The organism is Sphingopyxis sp. H073 (assembly GCF_001468395.1).
Lineage (GTDB): Bacteria > Pseudomonadota > Alphaproteobacteria > Sphingomonadales > Sphingomonadaceae > Sphingopyxis.
In genome coordinates, this window is sequence record NZ_LNSG01000001.1 from 251,384 (window position 1) to 275,921 (window position 24,538).

The following is a 24,538-nucleotide window of genomic DNA, read 5'->3' on the forward strand; positions in this document are numbered from 1 at the left end:
CCACGCAGGAGGAAGCGCGCGGCGGCGACTCGGGGATCAAGCGGCCTGCTTGAGTTCGTCGATTGCGGCGGTTGCGCGGTTCACGGCATCGCCATCCATCATCTGCTGACCGGCGTCGATTACGGTGACGTCGGTGATGCCGACGAAGCCGAGAACATGACGCAGATAACCGGTCGCGAAATCATAGTCGCTGCCGACCGGCACGCCGCCCGTGGCGACGACCAGATAGGCCTTCTTGCCCTTCAGCAGCCCTTCGGGGCCGGCTTCGGTGTAGCGGAAGGTGCGGCGGGCGCGGGCGATGAGGTCGATCCAGGCCTTCAGCGACGCCGGAACCGCGAAGTTGTAGAGCGGCACGCCGATGACGATCGTGTCGGCGGCTTCGAGTTCGCCGATCAGCTCGTCCGATGCTGCGAGCGCGGCCTTCTGATCGGCGCTGCGGGCATCATCGTCGGTGAAGTTCGCGCCGACCCAGTTTTCGGTCAGCAGGGCCGGCGGGGTCTGGGCGAGGTCGCGCACGGTGACGCTGGCGCCATAACCCTGTTCGACCAGGCGGGCGACGAGCTTGTCGGCAAGCTGGCGGGTGGTCGAGCCCGCGTGGCGCGCGCTCGCATCGATACGAAGAATGTGGCTCATCGTGTTACTCCTTCAATTTGAACTTGGTGAAAAGGGGGTGGGCCGCCGCCGACGGGGAGGGGCTTGGCGGCGGCCCGGGGGACTTCGTCAGAGGCTGTCGACCAGCACCAGTTCGGCGTCGTCGAGTGCTTCGACCTCGATCGTTCCGACGTCGCGGATCGCGATGCCGTCGCGGGGGTCGGCATCCTGACCGTTGACGCGGATGCGGCCCTTGGCGGCGACGAGATAGGCGTGGCGGCCGGGGCCGAGGTCGTAGGCGAGCTTTTCACCTGCCTCGACCGTCGCCGCGGCCACACGGGCGTCGGCGCGGATCGGCAGCGCGTCGTCATCGCCTTCGATGCCGCTCGCCAGGGTCACGAACCGGCCCGACCGGTCGGCCTTCGGAAATTCGCGCTGGCCCCAACCGGGATTGCCGCCGCCTTGGGTTGGCATGATCCAGATCTGGAACAGCGTCGTTTCCTCGTCCTCAAGGTTGAACTCGCTGTGCATGACGCCGGTGCCGGCGCTCATTACCTGGACGTCGCCCGCCACGGTGCGGCCGGCATTGCCCATCGAGTCACGGTGGCTGATCGCGCCGCTGCGGACATAGGTGATGATTTCCATGTCGCGGTGCGGGTGGGCGGGAAAGCCCGACTGCGCCGCGATGGCATCGTCGTTCCAGACGCGCAGCGCGCCCCAACCCATGCGGCCGGGTTCGTAATAGTCGGCGAAAGAGAAGTGATGACGGGCATCGAGCCAGCCGTGATTGGCATGGCCCAGCGTGTCGAATTTGCGAATATCGATCATGGCCTTGTCCTTCCTGGGTGCGGCCTTGCCGGCATTGATGCCGGACCGCGCCCTTGTGTTGAGGACAAAATAGGCTTTGGGATCGTTTCGAAAATAGCGTAGATGGAAAATCATCGTTTCCATTTTCGAGGTATTGGATGTCGCTTCCCGATTATGAGGGCTGGGCCTGTTTCGCCGCGGTCGCCGACAGCGGCAGCTTCACCGCCGCCGCCGCGTCGCTCGGCCTGTCGAAGGCGAGCGTGTCGAAAGCGGTGACGCGGCTCGAGGCGTCGCTCGGCATCACGCTGCTGCTGCGCAGTTCGCGGCAGGTGACGCTGTCGACCGCCGGGGCGGGGCTGGTCGACGAGGCGCGGGCGATGGTCGCGGCGGCGGTGTCGGCGACCGAAGCGGCGCGCGGCGACCGGCGCGACCTTGCCGGGCCGATCCGCCTCGCCGCGCCGATGAGCTTCGGGATCAAGGTGCTGGGGCGTCCGCTCGCGACCTTTCTCGAAATGCATCCGGCGGTCGAGGTCGACATCATCCTCAGCGACGCGCGGAGCGACCTGGTCGCCGAGGGGATCGACCTCGCGCTCCGCATCTCGCGGATGGACGATTCCAGCCTGCTCGCGCGGACGATCGCGCCGGTCGCGGCGTCGGTGATCGCGAGCGAGGCCTATCTGGAGCGCCACGGCACGCCGCGCCACCCGCTCGAACTCGCGGGCCATCGGCTGGTCGGATACGGGCACCGCGAACGCGCGATGCCGCTCCACTTCCACCGCGAGGGCGAGCAGGCGACGGTCGTCCCCAGCGGGCCCCTGTTCGCGAACAACGGCGACATCGCGGTTCCTTTGCTTGTCGCGGGGGGCGGGATCGCGGTGCTGCCCGACTTCATCGCCGACCAGGAACTGGCGTCGGGCGCGCTGGTCCGCATCCTCACCGACTGGTCGCTGCCGCAATCCTATCTGCATCTGCTGTCGCCGCCGTCGCGGCTGCGTCCCGCGCGCGTGACCGCGCTGGCGGACTTTCTGGTCGATGTCCTCAAACGCTCCTGCACCGGCGCGCATGACGATCATCTCGCCCGGCGAACGGGGTGAATCTGGTGCAAAATGGCAACGGAATTCGCCGCGACTCGTGGATTCCTGCGGGTTAAACCAAAATTAACCTTTTCCCTTCATTAGTTTCATGGTTAATGTTCCGGCAGTCTCGCGAGCGGGTTCCGGTCGGCACATCCAGGGGGGTCGTGCGATCGGGTTCGCGGGATCATCGTGGGAAACAGTTAAGGGGTGCCCAATGCGCGTACTGCTGATCGAGGACGAGCCGACGACCGCGAAGGCGATTGACACGATGCTCACCACCGAGGGCTTCAACGTTTACACGACCGATCTGGGCGAAGAGGGCCTCGATCTGGGCAAGCTCTATGATTACGACATCATCCTGCTCGACCTGAACCTGCCCGACATGCACGGCTATGACGTGCTGAAGAAGCTGCGCACTGCGAAGGTGCAGACGCCGGTGCTGATCCTGTCGGGCATTTCGGAAATGGATTCGAAGGTGCGCTCGTTCGGCTTCGGCGCCGATGACTATGTCACCAAGCCGTTCCACCGCGACGAGTTGGTCGCCCGCATCCATGCGGTCGTCCGCCGGTCGAAGGGCCACAGCCAGAGCGTCATCAAGACGGGCAAGCTGGCGGTCAATCTCGACACCAAGACGGTCGAGGTCGACAGCGTCCGCGTGCATCTGACCGGCAAGGAATATCAGATGCTCGAGCTGCTCTCGCTCCGCAAGGGTACGACGCTGACCAAGGAAATGTTCCTGAACCACCTCTATGGCGGCATGGACGAGCCCGAACTGAAGATCATCGACGTCTTCATCTGCAAGCTGCGCAAGAAGCTGGCGCTCGCCTGCGGCGGCGAAAATTATATCGAGACGGTCTGGGGTCGCGGCTATGTGCTGCGCGATATCGATGATGAGGGGAATGAAGTGCGCCGGGTCGCCTGAGCCGCTTCAAGCCAGTTATTACACGGAAACCGGCGCGGAGCGATCCGCGCCGGTTTCCGTTTGGGCATCAGCCGGCGGTTTTCGCCGCGACGGCGATGGCCTCGATCTCGATCCGGAAGCGGAAATGCAGCGGTCCGGTCGCGATGACGCTCCGCGCCGGCCGCGCGGTGCCGAAGAAGGCGCCATATACCTCGTCGAGTTCGTCCCAGTCGGCGATGTCGGTCAGATAGACGGTCGTCTTGACCACCTGCGAAAGGTCGGCGCCCGCGCTTGCGAGCACCGCGCGCAGGTTGGAAAGCGCCTGTTCGGCCTGCTCCCGGAACGATGCCGCCGCCAGCGTCGTATCGCGGCCCGGCCGCAGGGGGAGCTGTCCCGACACGAAAATGAGGCCGCCGCCGAGGGTGAAGGGCGAATAATGCGGACCTGAATCGCCCGATGTCATCTCATGCTTTTCCCGATCATGTCGCCGACGATAGCACGGCTTTTCGGCGGGCGGTCGAAAAATGGCCGAGTGACGGGTTGCGACCGATTGCAGACGTTTGTTAAAGCGGTAATAATTGCCCTATGACCACCGCTCGTCCTTCCATTGTCGCCCTCGGCGTAGCCGCTTTGATGATGAGTGGATGTGACAATCTCGTTGAGCGTAAGTCCAGCGACCAATCCGTAAGTTCGGCGGCAGGTGTCGATGGCGCCTCTACTTTTGACATTGTTCCCGCTGAACGCATTGCGCTCCAGCAGCAGGCGCGCGCGGGCGATGGGGAGGCCGCTTATAAACTTGCACTCTTCTATGGGATGGCGGGGGGAGAATCTGGCGTCGCCGGTGACCCGAGAAACTTGCGGGAAGAAGAGCGATGGCTGCGGCTTTCAGCAAAGGCCGGGTTCGAGCCCGGTAGGCATTCCTTGGCAGTGAAAATTGGCCCAAAGGATTGCCCCACCGCGCGTCAAATGATGACCGAAATCGCGGAAAAGAGTAGCGACCCCCAACTTAGCAAAAATGCCCAGTCTTGGTTAAAGGACGACGCTCTTTGCAAATGACCGCTAACGACCGAAATAAGCCGTCGCCCCCGCGCAGGCGGGGGCCGCTGTCGGTTTACGCGGCCGCGCAGGAATAGACGGCTAGCGGCCCCCGCCTGCGCGGGGGCGACGCTGTTGATACGTGCGCTAACCACCCCACAGCCGCCATCGGCTTCAAATTGGCCTTTCCTACATTATCCGCCTGTGCCAGCCTTCACCCGGCTCTTTCATCTGGTGGACAAAAGCGGTCTCGGCCCGGCTTGCGGGCACGGCGTGCGCGATGCGTCGGCAATCCTCCCGGTCACAAACGGGTGATGCGATAGGCTGAACTTTCCTGAACTTTGAAATCCGGGCCGCGATGACCAGCGAGGCATGACAGCCCCGCACCCCATTTATCCGTCTGGCTTTTGGGCCGCCAATGAAGCCGTCGGCGCAATTCGTCTCCAAAATGCGACGGTCTGAAATTCCGCTCCAGAACCGGAGCCTCGAGCGCGGAATTAATGGATCCCGACTCTAGACGCCGGTCCGTTTTCACCCTATGTTCAGGGAACGGGGCGCAATAATCGGGGCTCCGGACGTTTAGAGGGGCGATTCTTGCGGCTTTTGCTGACCCTTTTGGCTTTGCTCACCGGTTTCGCGAGTGCGGACCGGGCGATGGCTGCGCCTGCCGTTCCGGCGGCGATGGGGTCGCTCGTCATGCTCGCCGAAAGCGCAGGCAAAGTCGAGGCCAGCGACAGCGAGCGCCGTCCGGCGGCCACCACACCGACCCGCCGCGCCAGCGGCGGCGGCGGCAAGCCGCGCAAGGCGGGCCCGCCGCATCTTCCCGGCCTCCTCACCGGCAGCGACCGCGCGCTCGAATAGCATCGCCCGCTGACGCCCTTTCGGGCTTTGCCTCCGCTCGCGCGGGGGCCTTTGCATATCATTCGCGTGCGGTTTGAAACTGCGCTGAAGCCATAGAATTCCAAGGAAATCCATTATGTTCGGCAGCCTTGCCAAGAGCCTGTTCGGTTCGTCCAACGACCGTTATGTCGCCTCGATCCGCAAGATCGTCGCCAAAATCAACGCTTTCGAACCCGAACTCGAAGCGCTGAGCGACGAGAATCTGAAGGCGCAGACGCAAAAATTCCGCGACCGCCTCGAGGCCGGCGAGACGCTCGACGACATCCTGCCCGAAGCCTTTGCGACGGTGCGCGAAGCGGCGAAGCGCACGCTCGGCATGCGCCACTTCGACGTGCAGATGATCGGCGGCATCGTCCTCCACCGCGGCGAGATCGCCGAAATGGCGACGGGCGAGGGCAAGACGCTGATGGCGACCCTGCCCTGCTATCTCAACGCGCTCGAGGGCAAGGGCGTCCATGTCGTGACCGTCAACGACTATCTGGCGCGCCGCGACGCCGAATGGATGGGCATCGTTTACAGCTTCCTCGGTCTCTCCACCGGGATCATCGTCCCGAACCTCAACGAGACGCAGCGCCGCGAAGCCTATAACAGCGACATCACCTACGCGACGAACAACGAGCTGGGGTTCGATTATCTCCGCGACAATATGAAGTTCGAACGCCAGCAAATGGTCCACCGCGAATTCAACTTCGGCATCGTCGACGAGGTCGACTCGATCCTCATCGACGAGGCGCGCACGCCGCTGATCATCTCGGGCCCGACCGACGACAAGTCGGAGATGTACGTCCGCGTCAACGAGGTGGTGCATCAGCTCGTCGAGGAGGATTATGAGAAGGACGAAAAGTCCAAGTCGATCAACCTGACCGAAGAAGGCACCGAGCATGTCGAACGCCTGCTCGAAGCTGCGGGTCTGCTGCAGGGTAGCAACCTCTACGACATCGAGAACACGCAGGTCGTCCATCACGTCAACCAGGCGCTGAAGGCGATCCAGATGTTTAAGCTGGACATCGATTATATCGTCAAGGACGGCAAGGTCGTCATCATCGACGAGTTCACCGGCCGCATGATGGACGGCCGCCGCTGGTCCGACGGCCTGCACCAGGCGGTCGAGGCCAAGGAAGGCGTGCAGATCGAGCCCGAGAACCAGACGCTCGCGTCGATCACCTTCCAGAATTACTTCCGCATGTATCCGAAACTCAGCGGCATGACCGGCACGGCCGCGACCGAAGCGGCCGAATTCTTCGACATCTACAAGATGAACGTCGTCACCATCCCGACCAACCGCCCGATCGCGCGGCAGGACGACGAGGACGAATTCTACAAGAATATCACCGACAAGTTCGGCGCGATCGCCAAGACGATCCGCCAGGCGCAGGAGCGCGGCCAGCCGGTGCTCGTCGGCACCGTATCGATCGAGAAGTCGGAGCTGCTGTCGTCCTTCCTCGAAAAGGAAGGCGTGGCGCACAGCGTGCTCAATGCGCGCTTCCACGAAAGCGAGGCGCATATCGTCGCGCAGGCGGGCCGGACCGGAGCGGTCACCATCGCAACGAACATGGCGGGCCGCGGCACCGACATCAAACTCGGCGGCAACGAAGAGTTCCGTATCGAGGATGAGCTGAAGGACATGCCGGCGGGCCCCGAGCGCGAGGCCGCCGAGCAGCGCATCCGCGACGAGGTCGCGGCCGAACGCGAAGCCGTGCGCGCCGCGGGCGGGCTGTTCGTGCTCGCGACCGAACGCCACGAAAGCCGTCGTATCGACAACCAGCTGCGCGGCCGGTCGGGGCGTCAGGGCGACCCCGGCCTGTCGAAATTCTATCTCTGCCTCGACGACGACCTGCTGCGCATCTTCGGGCCGGACACGTTGTTCGCCAAGATGATGAACAAGAATCTGGAAGATGGCGAGGCGATCGGCTCCAAATGGTTGTCGAAGGCGATCGAGACCGCGCAGAAGAAGGTGGAGGCGCGCAACTACGATATCCGCAAGCAGGTCGTCGAATATGACAACGTCATGAACGACCAGCGTAAGGTCATTTACGAACAGCGCGGCGAGATCATCGACAGCGAGACCGTCGATGAGGTGATGACGGCGATGCGCGCCGAGACGGTGAATGCGATCGTCGCCGACGCCTGTCCGCCGGGCAGCTATCCCGAGCAGTGGGATATCGAGACGATGAAGGCGCGCGTCGCCGACGTGCTCGACCTCAATCCGCCGATCGACGCGTGGATGCAGGAGGATGCGGTCGATCCCGAAATTTTCGAGGAACGCATTCAGCAAATGGCGGACGCGGCCGCGGCTGAAAAGGCGGGGCAGGTCGAACCCGAAACCTGGCGCAGCGTCGAAAAGTCGATCCTCCTCCAGACGCTCGACCATCACTGGAAGGATCACCTCGCGACGCTCGACGCGCTGCGCCAGGCGATCTTCCTGCGCGCCTACGCGCAGAAGCAGCCGATCAACGAATATAAGCAGGAAGCCTTCGCGCTGTTCGAGCGGATGCTCTCGAATATCCGCGAGGATGTGACGCGCACCGTCGCGCGGATCGATTTCCAGTTCCAGGAGCCCGAGGCGATGCCGCTTCCCGAACTGCCCGACTTCCTGACCACGCACATCGATCCGTTCACTGGCGAGGATGACAGCGCCGATATCGACGGCGGCCAGCTGGGCGTGATCGCGAACACGCTGCCGCCGATGCAGGCGCCGCGCCCGGATTTGCCCGAGGGCGAAAACCCTTACGCGGCGCTCGAGATCAGCCGTAACGCGCCGTGCCCGTGCGGCTCGGGTCGCAAGTACAAGCATTGCCACGGGCAGCTATGACGTCAGGCTGAGGCAATGCCCGGACTCGCCGCTCTCTTCGGATTGACCGCGCTGCTGTATGCGGCGGTCGGTTTCGGTGGCGGGTCGACGTACACTGCGCTGCTGCTCTTGGGCGGCGTTGCGGTCGGGCTCGTCCCGGCGATCAGCCTCGCGTGCAATGTCGTCGTCGTCACCGGCGGGACGATCCGCTTCGCGCGCGCCGGTGTGATGCCGTGGGCCAAGGCGCTTCCCCTGATCGTCGTCGCGGCGCCGCTCGCCTTTCTTGGCGGGCTGACCCCGGTGAAACAGGGCGTGCTCGTCATTCTGCTCGGCGTGTCGCTGCTCGCCTCGGCCATCGCGCTGCTGTTCCAGCCGCAGACCGCGAAGCCCGTCGAGCTGTCGCCCAAGCTGTTGCTGCCGATCGCCGCCACGATCGGCTACCTTGCAGGCGTCGTCGGCATCGGTGGCGGTATCTTCCTCGCGCCGATCCTCCACCTCATCCGCTGGGCCGAGGCGCGCAGTGTCGCCGCGACCGCCAGCCTGTTCATCCTCGTCAACAGCCTGTTCGGGCTGACCGGCCAGCTGATCAAGGGCAAGGGCGCCGAGATGATCGACGCGGTCGCCGGGCACTGGCCGCTGCTCGTCGCGGTGCTGATCGGCGGTGCGGTTGGTACCCAGCTCGCGGTCAAGACCGGGCCCGCGACGCTGATCCGGCGGCTGACGGCGCTGCTCGTCGGCTTTGTGGCATTGCGCCTGCTCTTTGGTTTTTAAGGGCTTTCAGCGCTCTTGCCTTCCGGCGTGTCAGTGCTAGCATCATCCAACAAGCTTGGCGGCCGCGTAGCCTACAAGCGACGCAGCAGGCAGGGATGACCCGGGCCGCGCACCGCGCGCGGCCGGACCGAAGGCATGTTGCGTGGAAAGGGCTGGGGCATTCCTTTTTTCGACGAGATGACGGGACATGGGGGCGAGGTCCGATCGCCCTACCGCGATTATCATGACTGGTTCGATCGTGAGGATGCGGCCCGCATCCAGCGCAAGGCGCAGCAGGCCGAGGCCTTTTTTCGTACCACCGGCATCACCTTCAACGTCTATGGCGAGGATGAGGCCGACGAGCGGCTGATCCCGTTCGACGTCGTTCCGCGCATCATCTCGGCGGGCGAATGGCGCCGCCTGTCGCGCGGGATCGAACAGCGCGTGCGCGCCCTCAACGCCTTCCTCCACGATATCTACCACCGGCAGGAAATCCTTCGCGCCGGTCGCGTGCCGGTCAATCTCATCTCGCGCAACGAGGCCTTCCTGCCGATGATGATGGGTATGGACCCGCCGGGCGGCGTCTATACGCATATCAGCGGTATCGACATCGTCCGCACCGGGCCGAATGAATATTATGTGCTCGAGGATAATGCGCGCACGCCATCGGGCGTGTCGTACATGCTCGAGAATCGCGAGACGATGCTCCAGATGTTTCCCGAGCTGTTCGCGAAAATCTCGGTACGCGAGGTTAGCGACTATCCGCTCAACCTCTTGAAGTCGCTCTCGGCCTGCGCCCCGCCGAAGTGCAACGGCACGCCGACGGTCGCGGTGCTGACCCCCGGCATCCACAACAGCGCCTATTTCGAGCACAGCTTCATCGCCGACCAGATGGGCGCCGAGCTGGTCGAGGGGCATGACCTGCGCGTCGTCGACGGCCGCGTCGCGATGCGCACGACGCAGGGCTATACGCCGATCGACGTCATCTATCGCCGCGTCGATGACGATTTCCTTGACCCGCTGAACTTCCGGCCCGATTCGATGCTCGGCGTGCCGGGGATCTGGGACGTCTATCGCGCCGGCGGGATCACGATCGCCAACGCGCCGGGTACGGGGATCGCCGACGACAAGGCGCTCTACAGCTACATGCCCGACATCATCGAATTCTATACGGGCGAAAAGGCGCTGCTGCCCAATGTGCCGACATGGCGCTGCAGCGACCCCGACCATCTGAAAGAGGTGCTGGACCGGCTGCCCGAACTGGTCGTCAAGGAAGTCCACGGGTCGGGCGGCTACGGCATGCTCGTCGGCCCGGCTGCGAGCAGGAAGGAGGTCGCCGCCTTCCGCAGGAAGCTGGAGGCGAACCCCGGCAATTACATCGCGCAGCCGACGCTGTCGCTCTCGACCGTCCCGATCTTCACCAAGGCGGGGCTGGCACCGCGGCACGTCGACCTTCGGCCCTTCGTGCTCATGTCGCCGCAGGGGATCACGATCACGCCCGGCGGGCTGACGCGCGTCGCGATGACCAAGGGGTCGCTGGTCGTCAATTCGAGCCAGGGCGGCGGCACCAAAGACACCTGGGTATTGGAAGACTGATGCTCGGGAAAACGGCAGGATCGCTGTTCTGGATGGCGCGCTACCTCGAGCGCAGCGAGAATAATGCGCGGCTGATCGACGCGGGCTTCCGCATCGCGCTGACACGGTCGAGCACCGCGGCGGCCGAATGGCGCTCGGTGCTCGTCACCGCGGGACAGGATGTCCGGTTCCGTCAGGCGCATCAGGACTATCATTCGCAACGCGTCGTCGATTTCATGCTGCGCGACCCGGCCAATCCGTCGAGTATATTATCGGTGGTCAAGCAGGCGCGCGACAATGCGCGCACGGCGCGCACCTATCTCACCCGCGAAGTATGGGAGGCGGTCAACACCAGCTGGATGGCGCTCGGCGCGCAGCTCAAGCGGCAGGTGCGTGAGGACGATCTGCCCGATGTGCTCGCGGCGATCCGCCAGAACAATGCGCTCGTGCGCGGGGCCTTTTCGGGCACGATGCTGCGCAACGACGGCTATAATTTCGCGCGGCTCGGCACCTTCCTCGAACGCGCCGACAACACCGCGCGCATCCTCGACGTCAAATATTATCTGCTGCTGCCGTCGGTTGCGCATATCGGCACCTCGATCGACAATGTGCAGTGGGAGACGATCCTGCGCTCGGTGTCGGCGCACCGCGCCTATCACTGGCTCTACGGTACCGAGATCAGCGCGCTCAAGATCGCCGAATTCCTGATCCTCTACAAACAGATGCCGCGCAGTCTTGCTTTCTGCTGCGACCAGATGAACGACAATCTAGGCCTGCTCCAGCGCGCCTATGGCGTGGAGACCGACGCGATCCGCATGGGTTCGTCGATGTGCCGCGAACGCCTGTCGCGCCCGATCGGGTCGATCTTCGACGGCGGGCTGCACGAATTCATCACCGACTTCCTTCGTGCCAACGCCGCGCTCGCGCAGCAGATCGAGCGCGACTACCGCTTTGTGGAATGACGATGAAACTGCGTGTCGAACATACCACCCATTATCAGTACGACAGCCCGGTTCGCTACGCGCTGCAGCAGCTCAAGCTGACGCCGAAGGAGCGACCCGGGCAACAGCTGATCCACGACTGGACGATCGCGATCGACGGCGGTTCGCAGCAGTTCCATTATACCGATCATCACGGCAATGGCGTCGACCTGATCGCGGTCGACAGCGGCGCGCGCGAGCTTGTCATCCGCTGCGCCGGCGAGGTCGAACTGGTGACGTGGGACGGGGTGATCGGCCCGCATCGCGGGCCGATGCCGCTGTGGAGCTTCCTGCGCCGCACTCCGCTGACGCGGCCGGGACGCGGGGTGCGCGCGCTGGTATCCTCGCTGGGCCGCGATTTTGCATCGGATATCGAACGCGCGCACGCGCTGTCGGCGCTGATCCTCGAAAAACTGCCGTACCGGATCGGCGTGACCGATGCCGAAACGACGGCTGAGACCGCGCTCTCGGGCGAGGGCGGCGTGTGTCAGGACCACACCCATATCTTCATTTCGGCGATGCGGCAGCTCGGGCACCCGGCGCGCTATGTCTCGGGCTATCTGATGATGAACGACCGAACGCATCAGGATGCGACGCACGCCTGGGCCGAGGCCCATTTCGACAACATCGGCTGGATCGGTTTCGACGTCAGCAACGGCCATTCTCCGGATCGCCGTTACATCCGCGTCGCGACCGGGCTCGACTATCGCGACGCGGCCCCGGTTCGCGGGATGCGTTATGGTGCAGCGCAAGAAAATCTGGTTGTCCAATTGCAGGTCCAGCAATAAGCGGGCTGCGGGCGATCAGAATAATCCGGGGCGGGAAACGGGATTCGATGACTTATTGCGTTGGCATGCGTTTGAACAAGGGGCTGGTGTTCATGTCGGACACCCGCACCAATGCCGGCGTCGACGATATCTCGCAGGTCCGCAAGATGCGCAGCTGGCATGTGCCGGGCGAGCGCGTGATCACCCTGATGTCGGCGGGCAACCTGGCAACGACGCAAGCGGTCGTCAGCTTGCTCGACGAGCGCACCAAGGCCCCCGAAGAGCGCCATCCCTCGATCTTGGCGGCGCCGTCGATGTTCGCGGTCGCGACGATCGTCGGCGAGACGCTCCGCCAGATTGTAATGCGCCACAATGATGAGGGGCCGGCGGCGGAGTCGCTGTTCCGCGCGTCGCTGATCGTCGGCGGGCAGATCAACGGCGCCGAGCCGCGGCTGTTCCTGGTCTATCCCGAAGGCAATTTCATCGAGGCGGGGGAGGATAATCCCTTCTTCCAGATCGGCGAGACGAAATACGGCCGGCCGATCATCGTGCGCTCCTACGATCCCGCGATGTCGTTCGAGGATGCGGTGAAATTGCTGTGCGTCTCGTTCGATTCGACGATCCGCGCCAATGCCGGCGTCGACCTGCCGATCGATCTGAAGGTGCACGAGCGCGACGATTTCGTCGGCGTGCGGGAGCGCCGGTTCGAGCGCAACGATCCCTATTTCGAAAGCGTCGCCGACGGCTGGGCCGAGGCGCTGGGAATCGCGCTGGCCGAACTGCCCGACTTCCATTTCTGACCGCCCCGCCGGGCGATCGACAGTCCCTGAAAAGGAAGGCCCGGAAGGACGGTGCCTTCCGGGCCATGTTGCTCCGGCCGCAGGGAGGGGGAAAGGCGGCCGGAACTTGGGGGCGCCCCCGATATGGCGCCTCATCGCCCCGGCCTCAATCATACGAAAGAATGTGGCGGCGAAACCTTACCGGTTCTTCCGTCCCTCGATCAGTCCGTCGACCAGGCTCGGGTCGGCGAGGGTCGACGTGTCGCCGAGCGATCCGAAATCATTTTCGGCAATCTTGCGCAGGATGCGGCGCATGATCTTGCCCGAGCGCGTCTTGGGCAGCCCCGGGGTCAGGTGGATATGGTCGGGGGTCGCGATCGGGCCGATTTCCTTGCGGACCTGCTGCTTGAGCGCCGCGACGATCGCGTCGGTGGCCTCGACCCCGGCGTTGAGCGTCACATAGGCGTAAATGCCCTGGCCCTTGATGTCGTGCGGGAAGCCGACGACCGCGGCTTCGGCGACATCCTCGTGCAGCACGAGCGCGCTTTCGACCTCGGCGGTGCCCATGCGGTGGCCCGAGACGTTGATGACATCGTCGACGCGGCCGGTGATCCGCCAATAGCCCTCGGCATCGCGGCGGCAGCCGTCGCCGGTGAAATATTTGCCCTTGTAGGTCGAGAAATAGGTCTCGGCGAAGCGGCCGTGGTCGCCGTAGATCGTGCGGGCCTGTCCGGGCCAGCTGTGCGTGATGCAGAGGTTACCTTCCGCCGCGCCGCCCGTTTCTTCGCAGACGAGCGTGTTGCCCTCGGCGTCGACGAGTTCGGGGCGGACGCCAAAGAAGGGCTTGCCCGCGCTGCCAGGCTGCATCGCGTGCGCGCCGGGCAGGGTGGTGATCATGATCCCGCCGGTCTCGGTCTGCCACCAGGTGTCGATCACGGGGACGCGGCCCTTGCCGACAATCTGGTGATACCACCGCCATGCCTCGGGATTGATCGGTTCGCCGACGCTGCCGAGCAGGCGGATCGATGACAGGTCGTGGCGCGTGACATAATCGTCGCCCTCGCGCATCAGCGCGCGGATCGCGGTCGGGGCGGTGTAGAGGATATTGACGCGGTGCTTGTCGACGACCTGCCAGAAGCGGTCGTGGTCGGGGTAATTGGGTACCCCCTCGAACATCAGCGTCGTCGCGCCGTTCTGGAGCGGGCCATATACGACATAGGAATGTCCGGTGACCCAGCCGATGTCGGCGCTGCACCAGAAGATCTCGCCGGGGCGATAGTCGAAACCGTACCAGAAGGTCGTCGCGGTCCAGACGCTGTAGCCGCCGACGGTATGCAGTACGCCCTTCGGTTTGCCGGTCGATCCCGAGGTATAGAGGATGAACAGCGGATCTTCGGCGTTCATCGGCTCGCACGGGCAGTCGGCGGGGACGTCCGCGGACAAGGCGTCATACCAATGATCGCGGCCCTCCTTCATCGCGACATCGCCGCCGGTGTGCGCGATGACGAGCACCGCCTTCACCTCGATGCGCTCGAGCGCCTTGTCGACATTGGCCTTGAGCGGCACGGTCTTGCCGCCGCGCAGGCCCTCGTCGGCGCAGATCACCCAGTCGCTCGCGCAATCCTCGATGCGGCCGTGGATCGCCTCGGGCGAGAAGCCGCCGAAGACGACGCTGTGCACCGCGCCGATTCGCGCGCAGGCGAGCATCGCGACCGCGCCCTCGGGGATCATCGGCATATAGATGGTGACGCGGTCGCCCTTCCGGACGCCCAGCTTTTTCAGCGTGTTCGCGAAGCGGATGACATCGGCGAGCAGCGCCGCATAGCTGATCGTCCGCGTCTCGCCGTCGGGCGCGTCGGGTTCGAAAATGATCGCGGTGCGTGTCCCATGCCCCTCGGCGACATGGCGGTCGAGCGCATTGTGACAGAGGTTGAGGACGCCGTCCTCATACCATCGGATTTCGACGGGGTCGTAGGACCAGTTGCCGATTTTCGTCGGCGGTGTGATCCAGTCGAGACGCCTGGCCTGCTCGGCCCAGAAGCTGTCGGGATCGCTCACGCTCTGCGCATAGAGGCGGTCGTAGTCTTCTGCTGTGCAATGCGTGTTCGCAGCGGCATCGGCAGGAACGGGAACCAGCGGTTCGGACGGGGGCAGGTAGGACAATCTTCTTCTCCCGATTTCAGGCCCGTCCTCGTCGCATTGACGTGCGGCCGCGAATCCTCGTTTCTCTCCTTATCCGCTCGCATCGCGCGAAGTCGAGATGCCGATCGGTCGTGAGCACTCGCAAGGCGTCTCGACTTCGCTCGACACGAACGGGGGCAGAGGATTAGAGGCAGCGCAATATTGCAATCGAAAGGACGGAAGATGGCCGGAGTCGGCGAAGAGGTCGATCGCATTCTCGGCGCCCTGGGCGTCGACCGGGCGGCATGGACCGACGGATCGATGCCTGCTGTGACGCCGCTGACCGGCGAACAACTGGGGAAAATCAAGATCGTCGATGCGGCGGCGATCGAGGCGGTGCTGGATCAGGCGAGCGCCGCCTTTCGCGCATGGCGGAACGTGCCGGCGCCGCGCCGCGGCGAACTCGTTCGCCTGCTCGGCGAAGAGCTTCGCGCCGCCAAGGACGATCTGGCAAAGCTGGTGACGATCGAGGCGGGCAAGATCCCGTCCGAGGGCGCGGGCGAGGTGCAAGAGATGATCGACATCTGCGACTTCGCGGTCGGGCTGTCGCGCCAGCTATACGGCCTGACGATCGCGACCGAGCGGCCGGGGCACCGGATGATGGAGGTCTGGCATCCGCTGGGCGTCGCCGGGGTGATTTCGGCATTCAACTTTCCCGTCGCGGTGTGGGCGTGGAATGCGGCGCTCGCGCTGGTGTGCGGCAACAGCGTGGTGTGGAAACCGTCGGAAAAGACGCCGCTTACCGCGCTCGCGACGCAGGCGATTTTCGAGCGTGCGCTGGCGCGTTTCGGCGATGCGCCCGCGGGGCTGTCGCAACTGCTGATCGGCGGGCGCGAGGCGGGCGAGACGCTGGTCGACGACGCGCGCGTCGCGCTGGTGTCGGCGACGGGGTCGACGCGGATGGGCCGCGCGGTGGCGCCGCGCCTCGCCCGGCGCTTCGCACGCGCGATCCTCGAACTCGGCGGCAACAACGGCGTGATCGTCGCGCCTTCGGCCGACCTCGACCTGGCGCTGCGCGGCGTCGCCTTCGGGGCGATGGGAACTGCGGGGCAGCGCTGCACGACGACGCGGCGGCTGTTTCTTCATGACGGCATCTACGATGGTTTCGTAGCGAAGCTTAAGGCCGCCTATGCCAGCGTGGGTGTCGGCAATCCGCTGGAGGGCGAGGTTCTCGTCGGGCCGCTGATCGATCGGGCCGCTTATGAGAGGATGCAGGAGGCGCTGGGTGCGGCAGAGGCAGCGGGCGGGGTGGTGCACGGCGGCGAGCGCATCGGCGAGGGCGCCAGCTTCTATGTGAAGCCCGCGCTTGTTGAGATGCCGGGGCAGGTCGGGCCGGTGCTCGAAGAGACCTTCGCGCCGATCCTCTACGTCATGCGCTACTACGACCTCGATGCCGTGATCGGGCTGCACAATGACGTCGCGGCCGGGCTGTCGTCGGCGATCTTCACCACCGACATGCGCGAGGCCGAGCGGTTTCTGGCCGCGAGCGACTGCGGCATCGCGAACGTTAACCTTGGTACCTCGGGCGCCGAGATCGGCGGCGCATTCGGGGGCGAAAAGGAAACCGGCGGCGGGCGCGAGAGCGGTTCGGACAGCTGGCGCCAATATATGCGCCGCGCGACGAATACCGTGAATTATTCTGACGCGCTGCCGCTGGCGCAGGGGGTTTCGTTCGAGATTTAGCTTCCGAAAAGCCGGTCCAAAATTTCCGTTCGCATCGAGCGAAGTCGAGATGCCCATCGGAGTGGTGCGAGGCCGACAGGTGTCTCGACTTCGCTCGACACGAACGGAATAGAGGTTGGATCAGATTGACCGCCAACCGAAGCCTTCCTCCAACGCCACAATCTGCCCTGCAGTGCCCACCGGCTCGGCCTTGCCATCAGTCAAGAACGCCAGCATCGCCGCGTCGGTCACATCGACATGCGCCAGCGTGCGTGCGCCTTCGGGCGTGCGCGCCACCACGACACCCGCTTTCGGACTGCCGTCACGGTCGTAAAAGACCGTGTAGCTCTCGATCGTCGCCGGCCCTGTATAATCCTCGACCAATTCAGGCACCGGTCCACGCTTCGTTTCCGCCTCCGCCTGATAGTCGAAATCCTGCGGGAAACTCGCCGCCGCGATCGGCTCGCTGCCGAGGACGATGCAATGATTGTCGGTTGCGAAGCCGCCATTGGCGAACAGGAATCCATAGCGGCCTCCGCGGCGGAGTTTATCCACCATCGAGACGATCGCATGGCTCATATAATTGGCGATCGGGCCGCCGCCGAAGGTCAGCCCGCCGAACACCGTTGCGGGCCGGTCGGCGGGCCAGCCGAGCGTGCGCCGCGCCATCTTGGGCACGCAGGGGAAGCAGCTGTAGAGTTCGACATAGTCGAAATCGCCGACCGCCATGCCATTCAGCTCAAGCGTGCGATTGATCGACGTCTCCATGCTCACGCTGCCGTCGTAGCGGTCGCGGTGGAGGATGCTTGCGGGCTCCTTCGCCGCCGCGCCCATCCCGACATAGATCAGCCGGTCCTCGGCGATGCCGCGACGGCGCGCTTCAGCAAGGCTCGCGACGAGGAAGCCCGCGCCCTGGTTTACCGACGAATTGGCGACCATCAGCTTCGAATAGGGGAAGGCAATCGGGCGGTTGCGCTCGTCGACGCGGAGGATGTCATCGGGCGTCGCGGGTTTACGAATCCATGCACCGTCGTTCGCGGCCGCGATCTCCGAAAAGCGCGACCAGATTTCCGCGCTTTCAGTCTGCGCTTCGGCGAGCGTCTGGCCCCACGCGGCGCGCGTGGCATTCTCATAGAGGGGATAGACATCGACCGGAGCGGCGAGGCCGTGGAGCTGCGCGTAGTTCGGCTCGCGCCGCGTCGCGACCTTGCGGATCGCGTTATAGCTTTTGTCTTCGCCGCTCGCGGCCTTGGCGGCGCGCCCGGCGGCCGTGCGTAAGGCTTCGGCGCCGACGATCGCGGCGAGCTTGACCTCGCCCGCGCCGATGCGATTTGCGGCTTCGTTGAGCAGGCGTACCGGCGTGTCGCCGTGCGGCGCCGCCGACTGGTAATTGATCGCCGGGCTGGCGCCGATGGCGGCGGCCAGCGGTTCGGGCAGCTTGCCAAGGCTGTGAAAGCTGATCTGGTCGACGATCGCGAGGCTGTCGATCTCGGCGAGCGGCACGCCGGCGTCTTCGGCGGCGACCCGCAGCGCCGCGACCATCAGCCCGAGCGAGTCGAGCCCTTCGTCGGGGTCGGCGGGGCGGTCGTTGACCTGGCCGACGCCGATGATGACGGGAATGCGCTCGGGATCGGTCATGGTCATGTCAGCGCGCTTTCCATTCGGGCTTGCGCTTTTCGGCAAAGGCGCGCGGGCCTTCGCGCGCGTCTTCGCTGCGCATCAAGGCGCTGCGTTCCAGGGTGTTGTGCTCCCAATAGGGCGCGTCGGCGGCGATGCGGCCGTCCTGGATGCCAAGTGCGACGCGCTTCGATGCCTGCACCGATAGCGGCGCGTTGGCGGCAATCTTGTCGGCGAGCGCAAGCGCGGTCGGCATCAGTTCGGCGAGCGGGACGACATGGTTGACGAGGCCGAATTGCGCCGCGCGCGCGGCAGGGATCGGGTCGCCGGTCAGCATATGCTCCATCGCCAGCTTGCGCGGCATCTGCTGCGCAAGGCGGAAGGCACCGCCCGCAGCGGCGAACAGCCCGACCTTGACTTCGGGCAGGCCGAATTGGGCGTGCTCGGCGGCGACGATGATGTCGCTCATCAGCGCGATCTCGCAGCCGCCGCCGAAAGCGAAGCCGTTGACCGCGGCGATGATCGGTTTCGAGATCGGGTGCGACACCATGCCTGCGAAGCCCCACGCAAGCTGATCGGGGTCAGACGGCGCGAGGCTCTCGCCGCGCGACAGGGCTACGAGGTCGGCGCCGGCGCAAAAGCTCTTTTCGCCCGCGCCGGTGATGACGACGACGCGGATTTCGGGGTCGGCCTCGGCGGTTTCGAGCGCCGTGCCGATGCCGATATGCACCGCGGCGTTGACCGCGTTGCGCGCCTCGGGCCGGTTGATCGTGACGATCAGGACATGGCCGCGGCGTTCGGTCAGGATGGTGGTATCGGTCATCGCGAATCTCTCCCTTTCGGGCGAGTATCGCGGGTGGTTGACGTTTACGTCAACTGGAAAGGGTGGCTGTGCAAATATGCGGTGTGCTCCCGCGAAGGCGGGAGCCCATAACCGGTCGGCGCCACTTCGAACCGACAGAAGATGGATCTCCGCCTTCGCGGGGACACACCGTTATAATAGGTTGCGCAGAATTAAATCGACTGCCCGGTCTTCGCCCAGTCGGCGAGAAAGCCTTCGATGCCCTTTTCGGTCAGGATATGCTTGAACAGCCCCTTGATCACCGACGGCGGCGCAGTCATCACGTCGGCGCCGATCTTCGCGGCTTCGAGCACATGGATGCCGTGGCGCACGCTCGCGACGAGGATTTCGGTTTCATAGGTGTAATTGTCGTAGATGAGTCGGATGTCGGCGATCAGTTGCATGCCGTCGAAACCATTGTCGTCGTGGCGGCCCACAAAGGGAGAGACGAAGGTTGCGCCCGCCTTCGCGGCGAGCAGCGCCTGCGCCGCCGAGAAGCAGAGCGTGACGTTGACCATCGTTCCGTCGTCGGTCAGCGCCTTGCAGGTCTTCAGCCCGTCGATCGTCAGCGGCACCTTGATGCAGACATTGTCGGCGATCTTGCGGAGGATTTCGGCCTCCTTCATCATCGTTTCGTGGTCGAGCGCGACGACCTCGGCTGACACCGGACCATCGACGATGGCGCATATTTCCTTGGTCACTTCCTTGAAGTCGCGGCCCGACTTGGCGATCAGCGACGGATTGGTGGTCACCCCGTCGAGCAGGCCGGTCGCGGCGAGTTCCCGGATGTCGGCGATTTCGGCGGTGTCGGCGAAGAATTTCATGGCGCGGGCGTTCCTTTTGGGAGGGTGATTCGGATGCTGGCGATCCCCTATAGCCCTTTCCTCGTCATTGCGAGCGAAGCGAAGCAATCCAGAGTTGCGTAAGTCGCCCTGGATTGCTTCGCTTCGCTCGCAATGACGATGTCATTATCTTCTAGCGTTCGTTCTTTGTTCCCGTTAAGCGAGGCCATGATGGCCAAAGCGAAACGTCAATATGTCTGCCAGAATTGCGGCTCGGTCTCGTACCGCTGGCAGGGACAGTGCGCCGACTGCAACGAGTGGAACACGCTCGTCGAGGAGGCCGGCGAGACGGCTTTTTCGGCGAAGCACGACCTGAGCCGGGGCGGGCGCGCTCTCGCGCTCGAGACGCTCGACGTGCATAGCCCGATGCCCGAGCGGATGCTGTGCGGAATCGCCGAGTTCGACCGCGCGCTCGGCGGCGGCTTCGTCGCGGGATCGGCCACGCTGATCGGCGGCGATCCGGGGATCGGCAAGTCGACGCTTCTTTTGCAGGCGGCGGGGCGGCTGGCGAAATCGGGCAAGTCGGTCGTCTACATCAGCGGCGAGGAAGCCGCGGGGCAGGTGCGGCTGCGGGCGCAGCGGCTGGGGCTCGGCGATGCGCCGGTTGCGCTCGCCAGCGCGACGTCGGTGCGCGATATTCTCGCGACGCTCGACAGCCGGGCCGCCGATTTCGTCGTGATCGACTCGATCCAGACGATGCACAGCGACCTGATCGACAGCGCGCCGGGCACGGTCAGCCAGGTGCGCGCCAGCGCGCAGGAGCTGATCCGCTACGCCAAAGACAGCGGCGCCGCGATCGTGCTCGTCGGGCACGTCACAAAGGACGGGACGATCGCGGGACCGCGCGTCCTTGAACATATGGTCGACACCGTGCTCGCATTCGAGGGCGAGCGCAGCCACCAATATCGCATCCTCCGCGCCGTGAAGAACCGCTTCGGGGGCACAGACGAGATCGGCGTCTTCGCGATGGGCGAGGAAGGGCTGGGCGAGGTCAGCAACCCGTCGAGCCTGTTCCTGACCGACCGCAGCTGCGACGTGCCGGGTTCGGTCGTGTTCCCCGCGCTGGAAGGGACGCGCCCGGTGCTCGTCGAGGTGCAGGCGCTGACCGTCCGGCTGGCAAGCGGGGCGACGCCGCGGCGCGCGGTCGTCGGCTGGGACAGCGGGCGGCTGGCGATGGTGCTGGCGGTGCTGGAGGCGCGCTGCGGGCTCCAGATGGGCGGCGCCGAAGTCTACCTCAACATCGCGGGCGGCTACCGGCTGACCGACCCGGCCGCCGATTTGGCGGTCGCGGCGGCGCTGATCTCGGCCTTCAGCGAGCGGCCGGTGCCCGCCGACGCGATCGTCTTCGGCGAGCTGTCGCTGTCGGGCGAGGTGCGCCCCGTTTCGCACGATGCATTGCGTCTGCGCGAAGCGGCGAAACTCGGTTTTTCAAGGGGCTGGGGGCCAAAGGGGATGAAGGGCGTGAACGGGATCGGCGTCACCGGCTTCGGCCGGCTCGGCGAACTCGTTGACCTGATGCTCGGGCGCGACTAGCGACCGGCGAATGGCAAGTCTGACGGCTCTGGATATCATCGTGCTGACCCTCGTGGGCGGCAGCGCGATCCTCGGGTTCTTGCGCGGCCTGGTGCAGGAGGTGACGAGCCTGCTCGCCTGGGTGCTCGCGATCGCGGCGGTGCGTTTCGGCCATCCCTTCGCCACCGATTTCCTCGAAGCGTGGGTAGGGACGGAAGGCGGGGCGGCGGTGCTGGCGTTCGTATTGCTGTTCGGCGGGGTGTTCTCCATCGTCAAATGGGGATCGCGCGCCATGGGTCAGCGCAGCCGCGCGTCGCTCGTCGGCGGCTTCGACCGCGGGTTGGGGGCCGGGTTCGGTGCGGTGAAGGGGTTGATGATCGCGACCCTCGGCTTCATGCTGGTCACGCTCCTCTATGATGTCGGATATGGCAATGCGCAAAGGCCGGCGTGGATGACCGACAGCCGAACCTATCCCGCGCTCAGCGCGACCAGCGGGGCGCTGAGCAAGGTGATCGCCGATCGCCGCGCCGAAGCGCGTGCCGCCGGATCCGAAGGCGCGCCTGCGGCGGCGCCGAAATGAGCGCTCCGCTCTATAATCGCGACATATTGTCGCTGGCGGTGGCAACGGCCGATTTCCCACCACTGGAGGCACCGCGCCACCGCGTTTCGGCGCGCGCGCCGCTGTGCGGCAGCGCGATCATATTCGATCTCGATACCGATGAGGCGGGCCATGTGACCGCGGTCGGGATGCATGTCGAAGCCTGCGCGCTCGGGCAGGCGTCGGCGGCATTGCTTGCGCGCCACGCGGTGGGGCGGGGGCTCGCCGACATTCGCGCCGCCCGCGACGCGATTGCCGGCTGGTTCAGAAACGAGGGCGCCGTGCCCGATTGGCCGGGCTTCGACCTGCTCGCACCCGCGCGCGATTATCCTGCGCGGCACGGTGCCATCCTGCTGCCCTTTGACGCCGCGGTCACGGCGTTCGAAGGTCAGGCGGCAGCGGCATGAGCCCGATCCTCCTCACCGCCGCGACGGCCGAGGCGGCCACGGCGGCGGCGGAGACCGCGACCGACACCGCGCTGTTCGAGGGCGCGATCCTGCTCGGCGTTGCGACGCTGTTCGTGCTGATCTTCCGCCGGCTCGGTCTTGGTGCGGTGCTCGGCTATCTGATCGCCGGCGCGCTGGTCGGGCCGCACGGGCTCGGTCTCGTCGGCGGCGGCGAGTCGAAGCTCGCCTTCGCCGAGATCGGCATCGCCTTCCTCCTCTTTCTCGTCGGGCTGGAGCTCCATCCACGGCGGTTGTGGGAGATGCGCAAGGCGATCTTCGGACTGGGATTGGCGCAGGTGGTCATCACCGGGCTGATCCTCGCGGGGCTGATCCTGCTGACGCTCGGCTTCAGCTGGCAGGCGGCGCTCGCGCTCGGCCTGCCGCTCGCGCTCTCATCGACTGCGCAGGTGCTGCCCAGCCTCAAAAGCTCGGGGCGGATCAATTCGCCGTTCGGCGAAAAGGCCTTTTCTGTCCTGCTGTTCCAGGATCTGGCGATCGTCCCGATGATCACGATCATCGCCGCGCTGTCGCGCGCGCCCGCCGATCCCTCGGCGCCGCCGGGATGGCAGATGGCGCTTTATACGGTGGGAGCGATCGCGGCGCTGGTGCTCGTCGGCCGGTTCGTCGTCAATCCGCTGCTGCGCCTGATCGGCCGCTATGGCGAACGCGAGCTGTTCGTCGTCGTCGGGTTGCTGGCGGTGCTGGCGAGCGCCGCCTTCATGCACAGTCTGCACCTCTCGACCGCGCTCGGCGCCTTCATCGCGGGGATGATGCTCGCCGATTCGCCGTACCGGCACGAGATCGAGGCCGACGTCGAGCCGTTTCGCCTCGTGCTGCTCGGTCTTTTCTTCCTCGCGGTCGGCATGGTGCTCGATGTCAATGTCGTGATCCAGAAACCGATGCAGGTCGTCGGGCTCGCGGCGGGGCTTGTGGCGGTGAAGATCGTCGTGCTCACGCTGCTCGTGCGTACCTTCGGCAAGCCCTGGAGCATGTGCCTCGGCCTCGGGCTGCTGCTGAGCCAGGGCGGCGAGTTCGGTTTTCTGCTCTTTGCGCAGGCGGCCGACGCGCTGCTGATCGCGCCCGAGGCGGCAAGCCTGTTCAGCGCGGTCGTGACGCTGTCGATGATGACGACGCCCTTCCTGATGCTGTTCGCGCGCAACCTCGAATTCTCGTCGGGCGTCGAGGCCGATCTCGACGACCCCGAAAATGCCCCGCGCGGGTCGTCGATCGTCATCGGCTATGGCCGGTTCGGCCAGATCGTCGCCCAGATGCTCCATGCCGTCGATTGTTCGGTGACCTTGATCGACAAGAAGCCGAGCCAGATCGAGCTGTCGGGCCGTTTCGATACCAAGGTCTATTTCGGCGACGGACTGCGCATCGACGTGCTGCGGCGCGCGGGGGCCGAGGAAGCGCGGCTGATCGTTTTCTGCACCGACGACCGGACGATCGATGCGGCGGCACTCGCGCCGATCGTCGAGGCCTTTCCCAATGCCCGCGTGCTGACACGGGTGTTCGACCGCCGCCAGCTGCTGGCGATCGAGGGCTCCGGGGCCGTGGGCGCGGTGCGCGAGGTGTTCGAAAGTTCGATCGCGCTCGGGCTCATGGCGCTGCGCCAGCTCGAGGTCGAGCCGCGCGAGATCGACGATGTCGAAAGCGCACTGCGCCAGCTCGACGCCGAACGGCTCGACATGCAGATCAGCGAGGGCGATATCGCGGCGGGGCGCGATTACCGGTTCGTTGCCGGGGGCGGACGGCAGGCGTCAAGCGTGCTCGAGGCGCTGCGCGAACGGCGGCAGGCCGCGAAGCGGGCGCGCGAGGAAGCTGAGGCAGAACAAGCCGCCTAGCCGCGCTGTTCGGCCGGCGCGAGGGCGCGTGGCCGTCGCCAAA

The 24,538-nt window shown here is 65.3% G+C and carries 22 protein-coding genes; 15 read left to right on the forward strand and 7 right to left on the reverse strand.

What is annotated here, in order from left to right; translation table 11 throughout:
- Positions 1-36 precede the first annotated feature (36 nt).
- Positions 37-633 (reverse strand): NAD(P)H-dependent oxidoreductase, encoded by a 597-nt coding sequence (locus ATE64_RS01315; protein ID WP_058457014.1) that lies wholly within the window; start codon positions 631-633, stop codon positions 37-39.
- An 87-nt stretch (positions 634-720) separates the two neighbouring features.
- Positions 721-1,419, reverse strand: a complete 699-nt coding sequence (locus ATE64_RS01320; protein WP_058457037.1) for a pirin family protein — start codon at positions 1,417-1,419, stop codon at positions 721-723.
- Between the two features lie 137 nt (positions 1,420-1,556).
- Here ATE64_RS01320 and ATE64_RS01325 point away from each other — a divergent pair, with 137 nt between their 5' ends.
- Both ATE64_RS01325 and ATE64_RS01330 read left to right on the forward strand, forming a co-directional pair.
- Positions 1,557-2,492: a LysR family transcriptional regulator gene (locus tag ATE64_RS01325; protein ID WP_058457015.1), complete on the forward strand. Its 936-nt coding sequence runs from the start codon at positions 1,557-1,559 to the stop codon at positions 2,490-2,492.
- Between the two features lie 196 nt (positions 2,493-2,688).
- Positions 2,689-3,396, forward strand: a complete 708-nt coding sequence (locus ATE64_RS01330) for a response regulator transcription factor (RefSeq protein WP_058457016.1) — start codon at positions 2,689-2,691, stop codon at positions 3,394-3,396.
- 67 nt (positions 3,397-3,463) lie between these two features.
- On the opposite strand, the gene ATE64_RS01335 is transcribed toward ATE64_RS01330, so the two are convergent.
- Positions 3,464-3,838, reverse strand: a complete 375-nt coding sequence (locus ATE64_RS01335; protein ID WP_058457017.1) for a RidA family protein — start codon at positions 3,836-3,838, stop codon at positions 3,464-3,466.
- 122 nt (positions 3,839-3,960) lie between these two features.
- Between ATE64_RS01335 and ATE64_RS01340 the strand changes: the two genes are divergently transcribed.
- The 8 genes from ATE64_RS01340 to ATE64_RS01375 all read left to right on the forward strand — a co-directional run bounded on the left by ATE64_RS01340 (position 3,961) and on the right by ATE64_RS01375 (position 12,973).
- Positions 3,961-4,431 (forward strand): hypothetical protein, encoded by a 471-nt coding sequence (locus ATE64_RS01340; protein ID WP_058457018.1) that lies wholly within the window; start codon positions 3,961-3,963, stop codon positions 4,429-4,431.
- A 633-nt stretch (positions 4,432-5,064) separates the two neighbouring features.
- The gene (locus ATE64_RS01345; protein ID WP_231728995.1) at positions 5,065-5,271 is read left to right on the forward strand and encodes a hypothetical protein; all 207 of its coding nucleotides are present in this window, start codon (positions 5,065-5,067) and stop codon (positions 5,269-5,271) included.
- 115 nt (positions 5,272-5,386) lie between these two features.
- The gene (secA, locus tag ATE64_RS01350; RefSeq protein WP_058457020.1) at positions 5,387-8,122 is read left to right on the forward strand and encodes a preprotein translocase subunit SecA; all 2,736 of its coding nucleotides are present in this window, start codon (positions 5,387-5,389) and stop codon (positions 8,120-8,122) included.
- Between the two features lie 15 nt (positions 8,123-8,137).
- Positions 8,138-8,872 (forward strand): sulfite exporter TauE/SafE family protein, encoded by a 735-nt coding sequence (locus ATE64_RS01355; RefSeq protein ID WP_058457021.1) that lies wholly within the window; start codon positions 8,138-8,140, stop codon positions 8,870-8,872.
- A gap of 135 nt (positions 8,873-9,007) precedes the next feature.
- Positions 9,008-10,447 carry a circularly permuted type 2 ATP-grasp protein gene (locus tag ATE64_RS01360; RefSeq protein ID WP_058457022.1) on the forward strand — a complete coding sequence of 480 codons (1,440 nt, stop codon included), beginning with the start codon at positions 9,008-9,010 and terminating at the stop codon, positions 10,445-10,447.
- Positions 10,447-11,388 (forward strand): alpha-E domain-containing protein, encoded by a 942-nt coding sequence (locus ATE64_RS01365; protein ID WP_058457023.1) that lies wholly within the window; start codon positions 10,447-10,449, stop codon positions 11,386-11,388. Before ATE64_RS01360 ends, ATE64_RS01365 begins: the two co-directional genes overlap by 1 nt.
- 2 nt (positions 11,389-11,390) lie before the next feature.
- Entirely contained in the window at positions 11,391-12,194 is an 804-nt protein-coding gene (locus ATE64_RS01370; RefSeq protein WP_058457024.1) for a transglutaminase family protein, read from the forward strand.
- 47 nt (positions 12,195-12,241) lie between these two features.
- Complete coding sequence (locus tag ATE64_RS01375) at positions 12,242-12,973, forward strand: peptidase (RefSeq protein WP_058457025.1); 732 nt, start codon at positions 12,242-12,244, stop codon at positions 12,971-12,973.
- Between the two features lie 177 nt (positions 12,974-13,150).
- On the opposite strand, the gene acs is transcribed toward ATE64_RS01375, so the two are convergent.
- Positions 13,151-15,115, reverse strand: coding sequence for an acetate--CoA ligase (gene acs / locus ATE64_RS01380; protein ID WP_058457026.1), 1,965 nt, complete (start codon positions 15,113-15,115; stop codon positions 13,151-13,153).
- Positions 15,116-15,316: 201 nt separating this feature from the next.
- On the opposite strand from acs, the gene ATE64_RS01385 reads away from it, so the two are divergent.
- Complete coding sequence (locus tag ATE64_RS01385; protein WP_058457027.1) at positions 15,317-16,816, forward strand: aldehyde dehydrogenase family protein; 1,500 nt, start codon at positions 15,317-15,319, stop codon at positions 16,814-16,816.
- Between the two features lie 120 nt (positions 16,817-16,936).
- On the opposite strand, the gene ATE64_RS01390 is transcribed toward ATE64_RS01385, so the two are convergent.
- The 3 genes from ATE64_RS01390 to fsa all read right to left on the reverse strand — a co-directional run bounded on the left by ATE64_RS01390 (position 16,937) and on the right by fsa (position 20,077).
- Positions 16,937-18,439: an acetyl-CoA acetyltransferase gene (locus tag ATE64_RS01390; RefSeq protein ID WP_058457028.1), complete on the reverse strand. Its 1,503-nt coding sequence runs from the start codon at positions 18,437-18,439 to the stop codon at positions 16,937-16,939.
- 1 nt (position 18,440) lies between these two features.
- Positions 18,441-19,235 carry a crotonase/enoyl-CoA hydratase family protein gene (locus tag ATE64_RS01395; protein WP_058457029.1) on the reverse strand — a complete coding sequence of 265 codons (795 nt, stop codon included), beginning with the start codon at positions 19,233-19,235 and terminating at the stop codon, positions 18,441-18,443.
- A 191-nt stretch (positions 19,236-19,426) separates the two neighbouring features.
- The gene (fsa, locus tag ATE64_RS01400; RefSeq protein ID WP_058457030.1) at positions 19,427-20,077 is read right to left on the reverse strand and encodes a fructose-6-phosphate aldolase; all 651 of its coding nucleotides are present in this window, start codon (positions 20,075-20,077) and stop codon (positions 19,427-19,429) included.
- Positions 20,078-20,266: 189 nt separating this feature from the next.
- Between fsa and radA the strand changes: the two genes are divergently transcribed.
- From radA to ATE64_RS01420, 4 genes are read left to right on the forward strand one after another with little or no spacing between them, the layout of a single operon-like run.
- Positions 20,267-21,628: a DNA repair protein RadA gene (gene radA / locus ATE64_RS01405; protein WP_058457038.1), complete on the forward strand. Its 1,362-nt coding sequence runs from the start codon at positions 20,267-20,269 to the stop codon at positions 21,626-21,628.
- Positions 21,629-21,638: 10 nt separating this feature from the next.
- Positions 21,639-22,187, forward strand: coding sequence for a CvpA family protein (locus tag ATE64_RS01410; protein ID WP_156416442.1), 549 nt, complete (start codon positions 21,639-21,641; stop codon positions 22,185-22,187).
- On the forward strand, positions 22,184-22,612 hold the full coding sequence (locus tag ATE64_RS01415) for an iron-sulfur cluster assembly scaffold protein (protein ID WP_058457031.1): 429 nt from the start codon (positions 22,184-22,186) through the stop codon (positions 22,610-22,612). The genes ATE64_RS01410 and ATE64_RS01415 overlap by 4 nt, the downstream gene beginning before the upstream one ends.
- The gene (locus ATE64_RS01420; RefSeq protein WP_058457032.1) at positions 22,609-24,495 is read left to right on the forward strand and encodes a cation:proton antiporter; all 1,887 of its coding nucleotides are present in this window, start codon (positions 22,609-22,611) and stop codon (positions 24,493-24,495) included. Before ATE64_RS01415 ends, ATE64_RS01420 begins: the two co-directional genes overlap by 4 nt.
- The last annotated feature ends 43 nt before the right edge of the window (positions 24,496-24,538 follow it).

Bases quoted from the DNA above. Each gene is read 5' to 3' on its own strand.
- ATE64_RS01315 (WP_058457014.1), bottom strand. From the start codon at position 633: ATGAGCCACATTCTTCGTATCGATGCGAGCGCGCGCCACGCGGGCTCG.
- ATE64_RS01320 (WP_058457037.1), bottom strand. From the start codon at position 1,419: ATGATCGATATTCGCAAATTCGACACGCTGGGCCATGCCAATCACGGC.
- ATE64_RS01325 (WP_058457015.1), top strand. From the start codon at position 1,557: ATGTCGCTTCCCGATTATGAGGGCTGGGCCTGTTTCGCCGCGGTCGCC.
- ATE64_RS01330 (WP_058457016.1), top strand. From the start codon at position 2,689: ATGCGCGTACTGCTGATCGAGGACGAGCCGACGACCGCGAAGGCGATT.
- ATE64_RS01335 (WP_058457017.1), bottom strand. From the start codon at position 3,838: ATGACATCGGGCGATTCAGGTCCGCATTATTCGCCCTTCACCCTCGGC.
- ATE64_RS01340 (WP_058457018.1), top strand. From the start codon at position 3,961: ATGACCACCGCTCGTCCTTCCATTGTCGCCCTCGGCGTAGCCGCTTTG.
- ATE64_RS01345 (WP_231728995.1), top strand. From the start codon at position 5,065: ATGGCTGCGCCTGCCGTTCCGGCGGCGATGGGGTCGCTCGTCATGCTC.
- secA (WP_058457020.1), top strand. From the start codon at position 5,387: ATGTTCGGCAGCCTTGCCAAGAGCCTGTTCGGTTCGTCCAACGACCGT.
- ATE64_RS01355 (WP_058457021.1), top strand. From the start codon at position 8,138: ATGCCCGGACTCGCCGCTCTCTTCGGATTGACCGCGCTGCTGTATGCG.
- ATE64_RS01360 (WP_058457022.1), top strand. From the start codon at position 9,008: ATGTTGCGTGGAAAGGGCTGGGGCATTCCTTTTTTCGACGAGATGACG.
- ATE64_RS01365 (WP_058457023.1), top strand. From the start codon at position 10,447: ATGCTCGGGAAAACGGCAGGATCGCTGTTCTGGATGGCGCGCTACCTC.
- ATE64_RS01370 (WP_058457024.1), top strand. From the start codon at position 11,391: ATGAAACTGCGTGTCGAACATACCACCCATTATCAGTACGACAGCCCG.
- ATE64_RS01375 (WP_058457025.1), top strand. From the start codon at position 12,242: ATGACTTATTGCGTTGGCATGCGTTTGAACAAGGGGCTGGTGTTCATG.
- ATE64_RS01385 (WP_058457027.1), top strand. From the start codon at position 15,317: ATGGCCGGAGTCGGCGAAGAGGTCGATCGCATTCTCGGCGCCCTGGGC.
- ATE64_RS01390 (WP_058457028.1), bottom strand. From the start codon at position 18,439: ATGACCATGACCGATCCCGAGCGCATTCCCGTCATCATCGGCGTCGGC.
- ATE64_RS01395 (WP_058457029.1), bottom strand. From the start codon at position 19,235: ATGACCGATACCACCATCCTGACCGAACGCCGCGGCCATGTCCTGATC.
- fsa (WP_058457030.1), bottom strand. From the start codon at position 20,077: ATGAAATTCTTCGCCGACACCGCCGAAATCGCCGACATCCGGGAACTC.
- radA (WP_058457038.1), top strand. From the start codon at position 20,267: ATGGCCAAAGCGAAACGTCAATATGTCTGCCAGAATTGCGGCTCGGTC.
- ATE64_RS01410 (WP_156416442.1), top strand. From the start codon at position 21,639: ATGGCAAGTCTGACGGCTCTGGATATCATCGTGCTGACCCTCGTGGGC.
- ATE64_RS01415 (WP_058457031.1), top strand. From the start codon at position 22,184: ATGAGCGCTCCGCTCTATAATCGCGACATATTGTCGCTGGCGGTGGCA.
- ATE64_RS01420 (WP_058457032.1), top strand. From the start codon at position 22,609: ATGAGCCCGATCCTCCTCACCGCCGCGACGGCCGAGGCGGCCACGGCG.